The sequence below is a fragment of the Cellvibrio sp. PSBB023 genome (assembly GCF_002007605.1).
In the GTDB taxonomy this organism is placed as follows: domain Bacteria; phylum Pseudomonadota; class Gammaproteobacteria; order Pseudomonadales; family Cellvibrionaceae; genus Cellvibrio.
Genome location: NZ_CP019799.1, coordinates 4,651,057 through 4,665,822 on the forward strand (window position 1 = coordinate 4,651,057; position 14,766 = coordinate 4,665,822).

A 14,766-nucleotide genomic window follows, 5' to 3' on the forward strand; every position below is an offset into this window, starting at 1 on the left:
CTAATAAATATTTGATGGATTGCCATGATGTATAAGTGCAAACATAAACTGCAATATCAATTACAACAGGCAGGAGTGTTCAGCTTGCTGGTAGCTGGCATGGGTGTGCAGGCCGCACCGCCGGAAACGGATTTTTACAGTTTATCCCTCGCTGAATTAGGCCAGGTTCAAATTGCGATTGCCACGGGCAATAACACCTCACTGGAGCATGCCCCCGCCAGTGCTTCGGTCATTTCAGCCGCTGAAATTGAGTCTATGGGCGCACGCACGCTGGATGAGGTGATTGGTAGTCTGGCGGGTTTTCATGTTACGCCCTCGGCACTGAGCCGCATGGATATCCTTTATTCCGTGCGTGGTATTCACACAGGTTTTAATTCACAAGTGCTGCTGTTAATGAATGGTGTACCTGTGCAATTCAGTTTGCAGGGTGGACGCCCCACTTTATTTCGCTTTCCCGTTAGCAGTATTGATCGCATTGAAGTGATTCGCGGACCGGGTTCTGCTGTTTACGGTGCTGATGCCTATGCAGCGGTCATTAATGTCATTACCAAAACGGCCAGCGCGTTGGAGAAAACCACAGTAGGCGCGCGCGCCGGTTCTTTTGGCGGGCGCGATGTGTGGTTGCAGGGCGCGAGTGAGTGGCAGGGCTGGGATATTGCGCTGAACATGGCATACAGCGAATCCTCGGGCGATAAAGGGCGGCGTATTAACCGCGATTTGCAAACGTCGCTGGATGAGTTATTCGGCACCCAGGCTTCCCATGCCCCCGGTGCGTTATCGACGCGTTATCAGCTACTGGATACGCATCTCAGTGTGACGGGGCAGCAACTGCGCATTAACTTGTGGAACTGGCAAAGTCAGGATGCCGGTTTGGGGGCGGGTGGCTCCCAGGTGCTTGATCCCGATGGCAGCAATGATGGCGATTTATGGATGGCCGATGCAACCTACGACTTTGATCCCGAGAGTAGTCAGTGGCAGAACAGCCTGCGCTTGAGCCATATGACATTTGCTGAGACGGTGAATTATCACTTGTTGCCTGCCGGATCTTTGGCGCCGATCGGGGCGGATGGCAACCTCAGCCTCACGCCCAATGCCGAGCTTGTTTATTTTGCGGATGGTTTGATTGGGCAACCCGGTGGCCGTGCACACGATAGCCAGATGGATTTTATTTCGCTGTTCACCGGTTGGCAGGCACATCGCTTGCGGTTTGCTGTAGGCATGCGCGAGCAGCGCTTGACCACAAGTGAGCGCAAAAATTTTGGCCCCGGTGTTAGCAATCCCGGTGGTCCTCTGGTTGATGTGAGCGATACAGCATTTGTCTATTTGCCGGATAGTCAGCGCCGTATCGGTTATCTCTCGTTGCAGGATGAATGGCAGCTGTCACCTGAGCTGCAATTTACCTTGGGCGCGCGCTACGACGATTATTCCGACGTGGGCAGCCGTGTGAATCCACGCATGGCATTGGTGTGGAGCAATAGTGAAAAACTGACCTCCAAATTACTGTATGGCAGTGCTTTTCGCGCGCCGTCTTTTGCTGAGTTACGTTTCCAGAACAACCCCGTCACTCTGGGCAATAGCCAACTGAAACCGGAGTTGATAGATACTCTGGAATTGTCGTTTAATTATTTGCTCAACACGCAATGGCAAACCACTGTGACGCTATTCAGTTATCAAGCGCGTGACATGATTGAGTTTGTTACGCGGCCGGATGAAACCCTGGTCGGCAAGCAAGCCAACAATGTGTTGGATGTTGATGGTGACGGTTTTGAATGGGAAGTGCTCTGGAAACCCTCTTCACAATTACACATGAGCGGCAGTTATTCCACACAGCGGGCACAGGATGTACGCACTCATCACCGGGTTGCCGATGCGCCGGGCGAACAAATAAAAATCATGCTGGATTGGGAATTCGCGCCCGAATGGTTTCTTAACCAACAGTTGCAGTGGGTGAGCGACCGCGTTCGTGCATTGGGCGATGCTCGCCCGGCAATTGCCGATTACACACTGGTTGGTTTAAGCCTGCGCCGCCATAATTTATGGCGCAATGTGGATGTATCGCTGGCCGCGCGCAATTTGTTTGATGAAGATGCACGCGCGCCCAGCAGTGGTGAAATTGCGGAGGATTATCCCCTGGAAGGGCGCAGCCTGTGGCTGCAAGTGAATTATCAATTTGATTGATGTTTTGCGGCGGTAATTTCTTCCGGCGTTAGCGGGTGGCCAATAAAATAACCTTGCACAAAATCCACACCCATAACTTTCAGGATATCCAGAATCGCCTGATTTTCAACATATTCAGCAACGGCTTTTTTGCCCAGTGTCTGAATAACCTGAATCATGGATTTCACCAGTGTCTGGTCAATTTCATCGCAGTCCAGGTTTTGAATAAACGAACCGTCCAGTTTGATGTAGTCGGCAGGCAAATCTTTTAAATAGGCAAAACTGCTAAAGCCCGAGCCAAAATCATCCACCGAAAAACTGCAGCCCAATTTGTGTAATTCCGCAATCACTCGTTGGGTAATATGCAGGTTAAACAAGCTGGCGCTCTCGGTTAATTCAAAGGTAATGCGCGTGGGGTCTACGCCGGTTTCTTCCAGGCTCGCCAGAATGGTCGGCATGAGTTGTTCATCTTTAAAGGCCTGCGCCGAGAGATTAATCGCAACGTGATTGAGCGCCGGGTAATCGCGCAGGTGACGAATGGCGAGTTTAATAATCCAGCGGTCGAGTAAATGCATTTCCCCTGAGGCTTCCAGGGCCGGAATAAAATTGCAGGGGCCGATAATCTTGCCATCCGGTTCGCGCAAGCGCACCAAGGCTTCGTAATAGGAGACGCGCTCGGCTTTTACATCCACAATCGGTTGGAAGTAAAGGGCGATGCGATCTTCCACAATCGCTTTGCGCACTTTTTGCGACATATTAATTGAGTGGCGCAACTCATCACTTTCGCTGTCTAGCGGGTTGTACAAATGAATCAGGTTGCGCCCACGCCCCTTGGCGACGTAGAGCGCAATATCGGCGCGCATTAAATGTTCTTCCGGGTTGTGAGTGCTGCCATCAATCAGGCTCATGCCAATACTGCTGCCGAGGTTGATCTGTTGCTCTTGCAGGGGAAAGCTGAAAGCCGCCACTATGGCTTGCACACTCAGTGCAAATTCCCGCGCTTCGCTGCTGCTGATGTCGCGCATTAAAATCGCAAATTCATCGCCGCCCAAACGGCAGAGAATATCGGTGCCGCGAATTTGCTGGCTGAGCAGTTGCGACATATCGCGCAGCACTTCATCACCTTTTTGGTGGCCAAAGGTATCGTTGATGACTTTGAAGTGATCCAGGTCGACATAAATTAAGGCGTGCTGGGTACTGGTGCGCACCGAGTCGGCGGTGAGTTGCGCGAGTGTGGTTTCAAAAAAGTGGCGATTGTATAAACCGGTGAGCGAGTCGTGCATGGCCAGGTATTTTAATTGCTCCTGGGATTCGCGCCGCTCGGTGACATTATCAAGGCACACGGTGAGGTTGGTGTGATCTGCCGTTTTGGTGGAGCGGCTGATTTTTAATTGCGCCCACAAACGCTGGTGACGACTGGTGCTGAAACAGAGTTCAATTTCCGGACAGGGTTTTTTCTGTTGCAGCGCTTTGCGAATTTTATTTTTAAACAGCGCAAATTGGCTGATGTCTTCTGGGGCGATGAAGTGATCCAGCTTTTGCCCGATGCAATCACCCACCCTGAAACCAAACATGGTTTCCCAGGCGTGATTCAAATAGTGAATGCGAAAATCCAGATCCAGTTCCATCACCACGGATTGCAAATCGTTGAGTAATTGGTGATGGTTTTCATAGAGCTGGCGAAATGCCAGTTCGCGCGCTTCCAACGATTTTACCCGCGCGGCAAATTGCGCATTGCTGACCAGAAAGTCCTCGCGGTGAATAGCGATGTCACACACGCGGCGCAATTGATCGGCGCGAAAGGGTTTGGGTAAAAAATCTACCGCACCCAGCAGCATTAATTCTTCCGCCTGATCGATGGTGGTGTGGGCGGTCATGATAACAACCGGCTGGTTGGGATCGGTGGCTTGAATGTCGATCAAAATATCGCGCCCGGACAGCTTGGGTAGCATCACATCCAGCAGCACCAGATCATGGCGGCCTTCGCGCCAGGCATGGAGGCCAGTGTCGCCTTGATCGGCGACCTGGATATCGAAATTGGTGGCTAATACCCGCTTGATCAGATCCGAGGTATCGGGTTCATCTTCAATTACCAGCAGGCGCGGTTTGCGTGTGCTGTGTTGCGGGCCCTGGCTGAGCTGCGCAATCACGCCCGGCAAGCGGTGCAGGTGATCCAGAGGGACTAGCTGGTTGATGCCGTATTCGCGCGCGGTGACTTCGGCAATGCGCTCACACCAGGTGTGGGCGGTGATAATAATGGGCATGTCGGCGCGGCAGTGCAAAATGCCGCTGCGCACCAAACGTGACAGGCGCCAGCCATCCAGATCAGGGGTGTCGACGTCCACAATCAAGAGGTCAATGGGTTGGTGGCGCAAGAGGCGCAGGGCTTTCTGGGCGGAGTCAACGGCGTGAATGGTTTGATACTGGGCATCTTCCAGGCAGGTGAGCAGGGCATCCAACGCGGTACTATCGCTATTGACGACCAGGATACTGATGAAGGCGTGGGGATTTTGTCTTAACTTATTATCATTCAGCACGCTATGCTCTCCGCGTTTCTTTGCGCGCAGACTAGCATAATCCGCCCCGGTTTTTGCATTTATCGCGACCGGGGCGGGTGCTTTAGTGGAGGTCAGGCAACGCTTTTGGCGGGGGCTTGTATGTCCTTATTGGCGGGTTTTTTGTCGGTACGTTTGGCGCTGATGGGCTCTACCTTGCGTTGTTTTTCGTAGAGGAAACGCAGTACAGCCGAGCGATAACCGTTGTACTCGGCATTGTCAGCCAATTCCAGGCGATTGCGTGGGCGCGGCAGGTGAACATCCAGAATTTCGCCAACGGTGGCGGCGGGGCCGTTGGTCATCATCACAATACGATCTGACAGCAGTACGGCTTCGTCCACGTCATGGGTAATCATAATCACCGTGTTGCCCAATTCAGTTTGAATCTCCATTAATGAGTCCTGCAGGTGCGCGCGGGTCAGGGCATCCAGAGCGCCGAAGGGTTCGTCCATCAACAACACCTGTGGCTCCATTGCCAGGGCGCGTGCAATACCTACCCGTTGCTTCATACCGCCAGAGAGCTCGTCGGGGCGTTTGTGCAGCGCGTGGCTCATGTGCACCAGCGACAAATTGTGTTCAATCCACTCGCGCATTTCCGCTTTGGTTTTTTTGCCCTTAAATACTCGCTTAACACCCAGCTCCACATTTTCATAAGCGGTGAGCCAGGGCAGCAGCGAGTGATTTTGGAATACAACCGCGCGCTCCGGGCCCGGTTCGTTGACCTCTTTACCATTGAGCAATACGCCGCCCTGGGTTGCTTTGTAGAGGCCGGCGATAATATTGAGCACGGTGGATTTGCCGCAACCAGAGTGGCCAATAAGCGAAACAAATTCGCCTTGTTTGATTTTTAAATCGACATGTTGCAGTGCGCAAAAAGGCCCCTTGGGGGTGGGAAACTCAATGCCGACTTTACTTAATTCCAAGTGAATTTGGCTCATGGTGTATTCCTCTGTGGCAAGGCTATTAACAATAAAAATGTCAGTTACTAGCCTCTATTCAAACACCATGCCAAGGTCGGCCATGCTATGAGATGGCGCAGGAAATCTATGTTCTTGTGCTGTTTTTCAGGCCTTTGCGCATTGCTGGGACACAAAAAATCCCACTGCATTTTTTTGGTGCTATGCACGCGCTATTGTGATTCTGTCGTCGGGTTCCGTATTGGTGATTGGTTGCACTTTATTGACGCAATGAGTGCAGCGCATGTGTTGTGGATGTGGAACGATTGTGCAGTGTGATCGGTGTTAATCGGAAAAAATTGTTTGGAGTCAATGCATTAGCAATGGCGATACCTGCACAGGTGGTTAGGTAGCGGCTATACTTCAATACGAATAAAACCCATCATAAGGAATAATAACGATGAAAATACTGCGGTTTTTGCTGGTTTCTGTGTGTTTTAGCTTCTGGGGTTGTTCCTCGGTGGTGCAAAAAGTTCCCTTTTTAAGTGAGCAGGGGCCAGTTGCCAAAGCGCTATCCGGCGAGTTGGTTCTCGGTCGCCATTTCACGGCGGCGGATTTACCGCAGCACGAATTATTTGATCTCACACCGGAAATGAAACGCTTTGCCACCGATGTGACCACAGGTATTACCGCCGCGGATAAAAAAGCTGAAGCCTTGCATCAGGCGTTGATGACATCGGTGCAGTTGGGCGGACGCGGCATTACCTATTCTGCCTACACCACCAATACCGGTATCGATGCGTTTGAACAGCGTCAGGCGAATTGCCTGAGCTACACCTTGCTCTATGTGGCCATGGCGCGTCACCTGGGATTAAAAGCCGAAGTGAATGAAGTGATGTTGCCACCCACATGGGATATGCGTGCGGGCGACACCTATTTATTTATGCGGCACGTCAATGCCAAGGTATTTATGCCGCAGACGCCCCGCACCTGGATTCGCGCTGTAAACACGGTCGATGTGAGCGATATAGTGGTGGATTTGGAAATGCGGCGCTTTCGGGCGCACTACAAACAAAATGTGATTGGTAAGGATTTAGTCGCCGCGCAATTTTATTCCAATCGCGGGATGGAGCTGGCGGCTGAGGGTGATACGCGAGCGGCCTTTTTGTATTTGCGCAAAGCACTGTTAATGAACGATACGCAAAGTTATATCTGGAGTAACTTCGGCAGTTTTTATCGCCGCCTCGGTTTTTCTGACGAGGCTGAAGCCATTTATTTACACGGGCTCAAAGTGAACCCGCGCGATTACACCATCATGCATAATTTGGCCGGTTTGTATAAAGACGCGGGCAATGAGGCGCAGTATCGCTACTATCAAGAGCGCGTGCGTAAACATCGCAATGCCAACCCTTATTACATCTACCGGCTTGCGTTGGAAGCAACGGAACAACAGGACTACAAAAAAGCCCTGTCACTCATTAACAAGGCGATTGGCAAAGAAAAAGATGAAATACGCTTTTATCGCTTGGCGGTAACCATTTATGACGCGCTGGGCGATAGTGAAAACGCTGAGCACATGCGCGATAAGGTATATCAACTCAACACTATTCGTTTTTAACAATCACCAATTGGATGCTGCCCACTTTGAAGCCCCACTTGCGCAGGGTGGATTCGTTGAGCAGCACCTTGTTGTCGACTTGCCACATCCAATCTTCAACGTGCAATTGCAAGGGCGAGCCTTTGTAGGCAATTTCCAATACATAATCCAACTGCATGGCATTGCCGCTAACGCTGGCCTTGCCGGTACCTATCACATCGCCAGCGGTGGCGTTGTAGCCTTTGCCGTTCGGCGTCAAGGTCCAGTTGCGGAACTGCACCTCGCCATCATTAAACACAAAACGCTCTTCCAACGTGCCTACGCCATTATTCCAATAGGCATTGATCGTAGCGTTGAAATAACGTGTAACTTTGCCGCTGCGGTCTTTGAGTACCCCGTGGGCGCTCAGTGAGCCATTAAAAAAAGTGGTGGGATCAAACACCGGTGAATTCTGGGCATAGTCATCAATGGTTGTGGTGGAGCATGAGGAGAGCATAAAGATCAGGCCTGATAAGAACAGCAATTTCCAAGAGGCGCGCATGGAGTTGAGCCTTTAATGAATGAATTATCCCCGGGTGATGCAGGGGTCATGAATAAATACGCCGCAGGGGGCATGCAAGATCATTGTTGCGTTAGGGTAAAAGACTGTAATTGTCCATTTGCCTATATGGACTCGGGGCGTCTCAGCCTCTAGTCTGCCGCTGCGCAGTGCCTGTCGACGGGTCGGTCTTATCTCCCGATAGGTGCGCTAGTTCATCCCATAACAACAAGCAGCGACAACGAGGAATCACAATGAAATTATCCCCTTTTGCATGGGCGAGCCTGATGGCTGTGCTGGTGGCGAGCAGTGCCCAGGCCGGTGAATGGCGCTCGCTGTTCAACGGCAAGGATCTCACCGGTTGGCAGCCCTACGTGAGTTTTCAGCCGGAGACCAATGCCCATGACCTAGTATCCAAACACACGCCCCGTGGCATCAATAATGACCCTAAACAGGTATTTACCGTGGTGGACGGCCTGTTGCGCGTATCGGGCGAAGAGTGGGGTGGTTTGACTTCGCAGGAAGAATTTGGCGCTTTTCATCTGAAGTTTGAAGTGAAATGGGGCGAGAAAAAATGGCCGCCACGGTTGGATGCCCCACGCGACAGCGGGCTCTTGTATTTTGCGGTAGGGCCAGAAGGTGCCCAGAGCCGCCACTGGCTGCGCAGCCATGAATTCCAGGTGCAAGAGGGCGATAGCGGCGATTATCACAGCCTGGATGGCGTGATTATCGATGTGCATGGAACCGATACCAACATTGGCGATTGGAAATTCTATGCTTACGATCCCAAAGCGCCCCTGCGCAAAGACATAGCGGCGCGGGTGTTGAAACGCGGCCTTTATGAAAAACCGAGTGGCGAGTGGGACACCATGGAAGTCATCGCCGATGGCGATACCCTGATCCACAAGGTGAATGGGCACGAAGTATTTCGCGGCTTTAATTCCCGTCACAAGGTGGATGGCAAATACGTTCCCCTCAACCGTGGCAAGTTACAAATACAATCCGAAGGGGCTGAGACTTTTTATCGCAATATCCAGATAAAAGCCTTGGATAAACCCGCCTCGGCCTATTAATGCGCGATGAGATCCCGTCGCCTGCTGCTGGCGCTTGATTAAATAGCGGCAGGCGTGCAGTCTGGGCTCATCCACACAAAAGGTGCGCGTATGAGCCCATTCTATTCTCTCTCCGCCGATTCCCTTGGGGGGCAACCCCTGTCCATGGCCGACTACCGCGACAAGGTAGTACTGGTGGTAAACACTGCCAGCCAGTGCGGCTTTACGCCGCAATATGCCGGTTTGGAAAACCTCTATCAAACCTACAAAGACCAGGGTTTTGTCATCCTCGGGTTCCCGTGCAATCAATTTGGTGGGCAGGAACCGGGTGATGCGGCGGAGATCGCCCAGACCTGTCAGATCAATTACGGCGTCACCTTCCCCATGTTCGCCAAAGTCAATGTAAATGGCAGCGATGCCCATCCCCTGTTTCAATGGTTGACGACTGCCGCGCCGGGAATGTTGGGCAATAGCATCAAATGGAATTTCACGAAATTCCTGATTGGCCGCAACGGCGAAGCCATTAAACGCTTTGCTCCCATCACCAAGCCGGAAGCGATTGCGGATGCGATACTCGCACAACTGCAATCCTGACGCTGTGTAACAAGCAGCTTTGACTCATGCGTTTGGTTCCTGCACTGACTCTCACACTGGCGGCGTTCGCGGCGGGGTTTTATGCGAGTGAATATCGTCACTCAACGCGACCACAAAGCAACCCGGTGGTGACTACCAATTACAGCGCGGCGGAAGCCGTAGCATCAGCTGCGCCTCAATTACCTGCTGAGGCAGACGCTGACATTTCACCTGTGCCCCTTCCGTCATACTCCAGCGCTTCGGCCCTGACACCGCTAGAGCAGGCTACGCGCTGGGTGGCAACGGGCAATTATGGTCAAGCCGTGCAACTGCTCGAACAGCTTTTACAATCCGATCCACAATTGGCAGAAGCCATGCGCTTGTTAGCGCGAGTCTATGAAGAGCAGGGACAGCATGAAAAAGCCGTCGCCATCTGGTTTCGCTATTTCAACGCGGAAACGGATGCGCAAAAAATCGATGTGGGTTTGCAATACCTCGCTAATTATTTAGTGCGCCTCGCCTCCAACCCGGTAGTGTTTGGGGAACGTCAGGCGTGGTTGAAACAACAACTAAATGATTTGATTCGGTTAACCCCCGACAATGGCGAATTGCATTTGCGTTTGGCCAGTATGCACCTGGATGAAAAAGACAAAGAGCTGGCGCAGTACCACGCGCTCATGGCCGCCAATCAAGTGAATACCCGCGCGCGCGCTGAAGCCTTGCTGCTATTAATTAGCGGCGATGGTTTGAATAATGTCGCGAGCGGTGAAGAAGTCATCATTGGCCTGCAGCGGTTTGGCAAACAATTTTTAGTTCCCGTCTCTATCGATGGTTTTTCCGCGCGTTTATTGTTGGATACCGGCGCCTCCATCAGTGGCCTCACCGCAACATTTGTGGAGCGTCATTACAGCCTTGTGCGCAACACCAAACCCATCAAGCTCAATACCGCCAGTGGCTCAGTGGATACTTATTTATTTGTGGTGAACAGTGTGACGCTGGAATCACTCGAATTCACCCAGCACATGCTCGCCCGCCTGCCCATGGATAATGCCAATCAATTTGACGGTTTGCTCGGCGTGGATATTCTTGGCCGGTTTGAATTTTTTATCGATCAGGAAAAAGCGGAGCTGCATTTACGTAAACGATAGACAAAAAGGACGTATTTTATGGGTAAACGGTACGATGATATTTCAGCTGCGTTGCAGGACTTTATTGCGCGGCAAAAATTGTTTTTTGTGGGCACGGCCACGGATTCCAGTCGGGTCAATATTTCCCCCAAGGGCATGGATTCATTGCGCGTACTCAATGCGAATCGGGTGATTTGGCTCAATGTGACGGGCAGTGGCAATGAAACCGCCGCCCACCTGCAAACCCATCCACGCATGACCATCATGTTCGCTGCATTTGAAGGGGCGCCTATGATTCTGCGGTTATACGGCACCGCGCGGGCGATTCATTATGGTGATGCCGATTGGGACATCTTGTACGCCCATTTTCCTGCAAATATCGGTGCCCGGCAGATTTTTGATATGCAGGTTGACCTGGTGCAAACCTCCTGCGGCATGGCGGTGCCATTTTTTGATTATGTGGAAGAGCGTGAGCAGTTAAATCAATGGGCGGCCAAAAAAGGGGAGCAGGGCATGCGTGAGTATTGGCGCGAGAGAAATCAACTAAGTCTGGATGGCGTACCTACCGGTATTGATAAGGTGCGGTAAGCCGGTAGGTAAAGAATGCAGTAAACACGCATAAAAAAGGCAGCGATTGCTGCCTTTTTTACTGTGGAAATCCCAGCCGTTAAAAGAAAATCCAGTAAATCAACCCAATGTATAAGCCGTACTGCAAAATGTAATAGAGCGGTTTATTGATGGTTTTAATCTTTTTGCCCATAAGGCTAATGCGATAGAAGAAACCAAAGATACGATTGAGGAAGCCGACCTTGTCACCTTTGATATTTTTAGTGGCAGAACCTGCCACCACAATGCGTGAGAAAATTTCGTTAATCCAATCCACCAAAAAGAAATTCACCGGGCGCTTTATATCCAAAAATAAAATAATGCGGTTTTGATCGGTTTTATTTTCAGCGTAGTGAATATAGGTTTCATCAAACATCACCGCTTCACCATCGCGCCAGGAATATTTCTGGTCATCCACACTAATGTAGCAGTCATCAGAATTGGGGGTGACCAAGCCAAGGTGATAGCGCAGTGAGCCCGCGTAGGGATCTCTGTGTTTACCCAAGCGCGAGCCGGGCGGCAGCATCGTAAACATGGCGCCTTTAATACTGGGAATACCACTGATGAGTGCAACTGTTTTGGGGCACAGGTTCTCGGCAGACTTCAAATTCGCGCCATACCATTTTAGGTAAAACCGCTTCCAGCCCGTGCGAAAAAAGGAGTTAAAACCCAAGTCATCCAGGTCGGTAGATGCCTTGATTTGCGCAGAGTTGTTCAGGTTGATGGCTTCATCGCGAATCATTTCCCAATTGTCCTGAATGACCTTAAGTTCGGGAAAATCCTGCGGGCTAATGAAAACCTGATTGCGGTCTTTGGCGAAGAGGTAGAAAAGGCAATTGATCGGTGCTAAAAAATTAGCGTGATCAGTTACCTTGCGGACAAAGCGATTATGTTGTGCCACACCGCGTTGCTGCACATAAATGGCGCTCACAACAAATATGGCCAAGACGATTAATCCCATAATTACAACTCCATAAGAAATTTTTGTGCAGGGTGGAACAAGCTATGCGTGGCTTGTTCCACCGTTTACCAACTGCTTCGGGTGTATCGCTAAATTAGAAGAAAATCCAATAAATCAGTGCGAGGTATAGGCTGTACTGCAATACATAATAAAGTGTGCTGTTAAAGCGTTTGATTTTTTTACCCAGAATACGAACCTGATAAAGCGTGCTAAAGGCGCGGTTTAAAAAGCCCACTTTGTCGCCGGGTAAATTTTTTGTGGCAGAGCCAGCAACAACAATGCGCGAGAAAATTTCGTTAATCCAATCCACCAAAAAGAAATTTACCGGACGTTTTACATCTACAAACAAAATAATGCGGTTTTGATCCGTTTTGTTTTCGGCGTAGTGAATATAGGTTTCATCAAACATCACCGCTTCGCCATCGCGCCATGCATAGGTCTGCCCATCCACAGAAATGTAGCAGTCTTCAGAGTTGGGTGTGACCAACCCAAGGTGATAGCGCAGTGAGCCAGCGTAAGGGTCGCGGTGTTTTACCAAGCGCGCGCCAGGCGGCAGCATGGTGAACATAGCGCCTTTGACATTGGGCAACTGATTAATAAGTGCCACCGTTTTTGGACACAATTGTTCAGCGGACTTGAGGTTGGCGCCGTACCATTTCAGGTAAAAACGTTTCCAGCCGGTGCGAAAGAATGAGTTAAAACCCAGGTCATCCAAATCAGCAGACGCTTTGATCTGGGCTGAATTGTTCAGGTTAAGCGCCTCCTCGCGGATCAGCTCCCAATTGTCTTGCAGGACTTTTAACTCGGGGAAATCCTTGGGGTCGATATAAACCTGATTGCGGTCTTTGGCGAAGATGTAAAACAAACAGTTCAGCGGGGCAAGGAAGTTGGCATGGTCAGACAGTTTGCGCTTGAAGTGTTCGTGTTGAACATTGCCTCGATTTTGCACGTAAATTGCACATACAATAAAAATAGCGAGAACAACTAATCCCATTCTGTGAGGCTCCGGTAGTATTAAGGTGGCAAGAATACCAGTGCCTTTGGGCAATTCAACCTGTGGATTGTCATAAGCTCGCGGCTATACGCGCATTTTACTGCGCGACCGGGATGTCAGTTATTGGGCTAAGGCTCCCACGTTTTGAGCGGCGTTAAGCTACCCATCATCATTGCGGGAGCAATAATGAGTAAAACGAATAAGAAACTCGGTTTTTTTGAAATACTTGTCAGTCAGATAGTCATTCTGGTTGTGGGTATAGTGGTTCTGCAGTTCGTCGCTATAGAGTGGCAGTTATGGGGATTCTCGCCCAAGGTGGATCTGCTCCTGGCACTCACAGCCGCGCTCCTGACCTACGGCGTCATCTACATGGTCTACCTCTATGGTGGTCGGTTTTCGGCCAGTTTACTGACCGATATGCAGAGGCTCGTCGTCCACTTCCACGACTACTCCTGGTTTAAAATCAGTTGCGTTGCACTGCTGGCCGGGGTAGGTGAGGAACTGTTATTTCGCATCGCCTTACAATCCTGGCTGGCAAATCATGTATCGGTCTATCTGGCTATTTGTGCACCGGCGCTGATATTCGGGCTACTGCACTTTTTGTCCTGGGCCTATTTTATTGCCGCAACGCTGATGGGGCTGGTTTTTGGCATTGCCTATTACCTGAGTCAAAGCGCCATGTTGGTGATTGCGTGGCATGCCATTTATGACTTGATCGCACTGGGCGTGATTATCAAATACCCCCACCTGTTGGGCTTACCGCCTCGGGCGGATAGCAATCGTTTTTTTTCTGATGTGTAACTATGAAAATTATTGAAACACTGGCTCCCCATCATGTGCCGCAATTGCATCAACTCTATTTACAGCAGTGGTGGTCTAACACCCGCACCTTGAACGAAGTAGAGGCCGTATTAACCGGCTCTTCCATTACCCTGGGAATGGTGGATGACGATAATGCCTTGATTGGTTTTACGCGGGTTTTGACCGACGGTATTTTTAAAGCATTGATTTTCGATGTGATAGTGAACCAGGAATACCGCGGCCATAAAATTGGCTCACAGTTAGTGCAATATGTAAAAGCACATCCCAAGCTCAGTCGTGTTAAGCACCTTGAGCTATATTGTTTACCGGAACTGCAAAGCTACTACCAGCAGTTCGGGTTTGTCGCCGATGTGGGCGGTATGGAATTGATGCGGCTGACAATGCGCTAATATTATTTTTGATTGTGTTGCTCAAACGCTGCTATTAATTTTTCAGCGGTATCATGCAAGCCTTTTATGTTGCATAGCTCAATAATGCATTCAATAGTGCACAAGCCGCCGGCAATTTGATTGCGACGCAAAGCAAAACTCGATTGTTGTATGGGTGAGAGTGTTGCTTTAGGTGCGCATTGCAAATAAGGGCTTTTATTCACTATTTTTTGCGCCTCTTGCCAGGTACTGTCAATAATAATAACCGTTTCAATATCAGCGATATTTACCCTGGTTGATTCTGTGGATGGATATAACAATACCGCCTGTTGATTGGCGAGCTGTTCAAGCAAGTGTTGGCTCGGCGCCGTCCTGCTCCACACAATGCGCTCCACTAACTCGCTGGCCAGTTGTAATGCGATTGAACCGGTATTGGTTTTCCGGTGCAGCTCGCGCTCGTGGGTTAATAAAATAATATGCAATGGTTTGTTCATGAGCCTATTGTACGGCGTCAACGCAA

Annotated in this window: 14 protein-coding genes; 8 read left to right on the top strand and 6 right to left on the bottom strand. The window is 50.4% G+C overall.

Going from position 1 to position 14,766, the window contains the following annotated elements; translation table 11 throughout:
* The first annotated feature begins 24 nt into the window (after positions 1-24).
* Complete coding sequence (locus B0D95_RS20065) at positions 25-2,178, top strand: TonB-dependent siderophore receptor (RefSeq protein WP_078045531.1); 2,154 nt, start codon at positions 25-27, stop codon at positions 2,176-2,178.
* Here the strand turns inward: B0D95_RS20065 and B0D95_RS20070 are convergent.
* Together B0D95_RS20070 and B0D95_RS20075 are read right to left on the bottom strand one after the other, a co-directional pair.
* A complete protein-coding gene (locus B0D95_RS20070; protein ID WP_149867958.1) occupies positions 2,166-4,694 on the bottom strand; it encodes an EAL domain-containing protein in 2,529 nt (842 codons plus the stop codon). The genes B0D95_RS20065 and B0D95_RS20070 overlap by 13 nt on opposite strands.
* Before the next feature lie 92 nt (positions 4,695-4,786).
* A complete protein-coding gene (locus tag B0D95_RS20075) occupies positions 4,787-5,650 on the bottom strand; it encodes an ABC transporter ATP-binding protein (RefSeq protein WP_078045533.1) in 864 nt (287 codons plus the stop codon).
* Between the two features lie 418 nt (positions 5,651-6,068).
* On the opposite strand from B0D95_RS20075, the gene B0D95_RS20080 reads away from it, so the two are divergent.
* Complete coding sequence (locus B0D95_RS20080) at positions 6,069-7,226, top strand: transglutaminase domain-containing protein (RefSeq protein ID WP_078045534.1); 1,158 nt, start codon at positions 6,069-6,071, stop codon at positions 7,224-7,226.
* Here B0D95_RS20080 and B0D95_RS20085 read toward each other — a convergent pair.
* Complete coding sequence (locus tag B0D95_RS20085) at positions 7,213-7,746, bottom strand: DUF3833 domain-containing protein (RefSeq protein WP_078045535.1); 534 nt, start codon at positions 7,744-7,746, stop codon at positions 7,213-7,215. The genes B0D95_RS20080 and B0D95_RS20085 overlap by 14 nt on opposite strands.
* 251 nt (positions 7,747-7,997) lie before the next feature.
* Between B0D95_RS20085 and B0D95_RS20090 the strand changes: the two genes are divergently transcribed.
* The 4 genes from B0D95_RS20090 (at position 7,998) to B0D95_RS20105 (ending at position 11,083) form a co-directional block, all read left to right on the top strand.
* Complete coding sequence (locus B0D95_RS20090; RefSeq protein ID WP_078045536.1) at positions 7,998-8,816, top strand: DUF1080 domain-containing protein; 819 nt, start codon at positions 7,998-8,000, stop codon at positions 8,814-8,816.
* Positions 8,817-8,906: 90 nt separating this feature from the next.
* Positions 8,907-9,389, top strand: coding sequence for a glutathione peroxidase (locus tag B0D95_RS20095; protein WP_078045537.1), 483 nt, complete (start codon positions 8,907-8,909; stop codon positions 9,387-9,389).
* Positions 9,390-9,415: 26 nt separating this feature from the next.
* Positions 9,416-10,516 (top strand): aspartyl protease family protein, encoded by a 1,101-nt coding sequence (locus tag B0D95_RS20100; RefSeq protein WP_078045538.1) that lies wholly within the window; start codon positions 9,416-9,418, stop codon positions 10,514-10,516.
* Positions 10,517-10,534: 18 nt separating this feature from the next.
* Positions 10,535-11,083, top strand: coding sequence for a pyridoxamine 5'-phosphate oxidase family protein (locus B0D95_RS20105; RefSeq protein ID WP_078045539.1), 549 nt, complete (start codon positions 10,535-10,537; stop codon positions 11,081-11,083).
* A 79-nt stretch (positions 11,084-11,162) separates the two neighbouring features.
* On the opposite strand, the gene B0D95_RS20110 is transcribed toward B0D95_RS20105, so the two are convergent.
* Both B0D95_RS20110 and B0D95_RS20115 read right to left on the bottom strand, forming a co-directional pair.
* Positions 11,163-12,062, bottom strand: coding sequence for an aspartyl/asparaginyl beta-hydroxylase domain-containing protein (locus B0D95_RS20110; protein WP_210403656.1), 900 nt, complete (start codon positions 12,060-12,062; stop codon positions 11,163-11,165).
* 94 nt (positions 12,063-12,156) lie between these two features.
* Positions 12,157-13,056, bottom strand: a complete 900-nt coding sequence (locus tag B0D95_RS20115; protein WP_078045541.1) for an aspartyl/asparaginyl beta-hydroxylase domain-containing protein — start codon at positions 13,054-13,056, stop codon at positions 12,157-12,159.
* 186 nt (positions 13,057-13,242) lie between these two features.
* Between B0D95_RS20115 and B0D95_RS20120 the strand changes: the two genes are divergently transcribed.
* Together B0D95_RS20120 and B0D95_RS20125 are read left to right on the top strand one after the other, a co-directional pair.
* Positions 13,243-13,857, top strand: a complete 615-nt coding sequence (locus tag B0D95_RS20120) for a CPBP family intramembrane glutamic endopeptidase (protein ID WP_078045542.1) — start codon at positions 13,243-13,245, stop codon at positions 13,855-13,857.
* 2 nt (positions 13,858-13,859) lie between these two features.
* Positions 13,860-14,267, top strand: coding sequence for a GNAT family N-acetyltransferase (locus B0D95_RS20125; protein WP_078045543.1), 408 nt, complete (start codon positions 13,860-13,862; stop codon positions 14,265-14,267).
* A gap of 2 nt (positions 14,268-14,269) precedes the next feature.
* Here B0D95_RS20125 and B0D95_RS20130 read toward each other — a convergent pair whose 3' ends face one another.
* A complete protein-coding gene (locus B0D95_RS20130; protein WP_210403657.1) occupies positions 14,270-14,740 on the bottom strand; it encodes a DTW domain-containing protein in 471 nt (156 codons plus the stop codon).
* Positions 14,741-14,766: the final 26 nt, after the last annotated feature.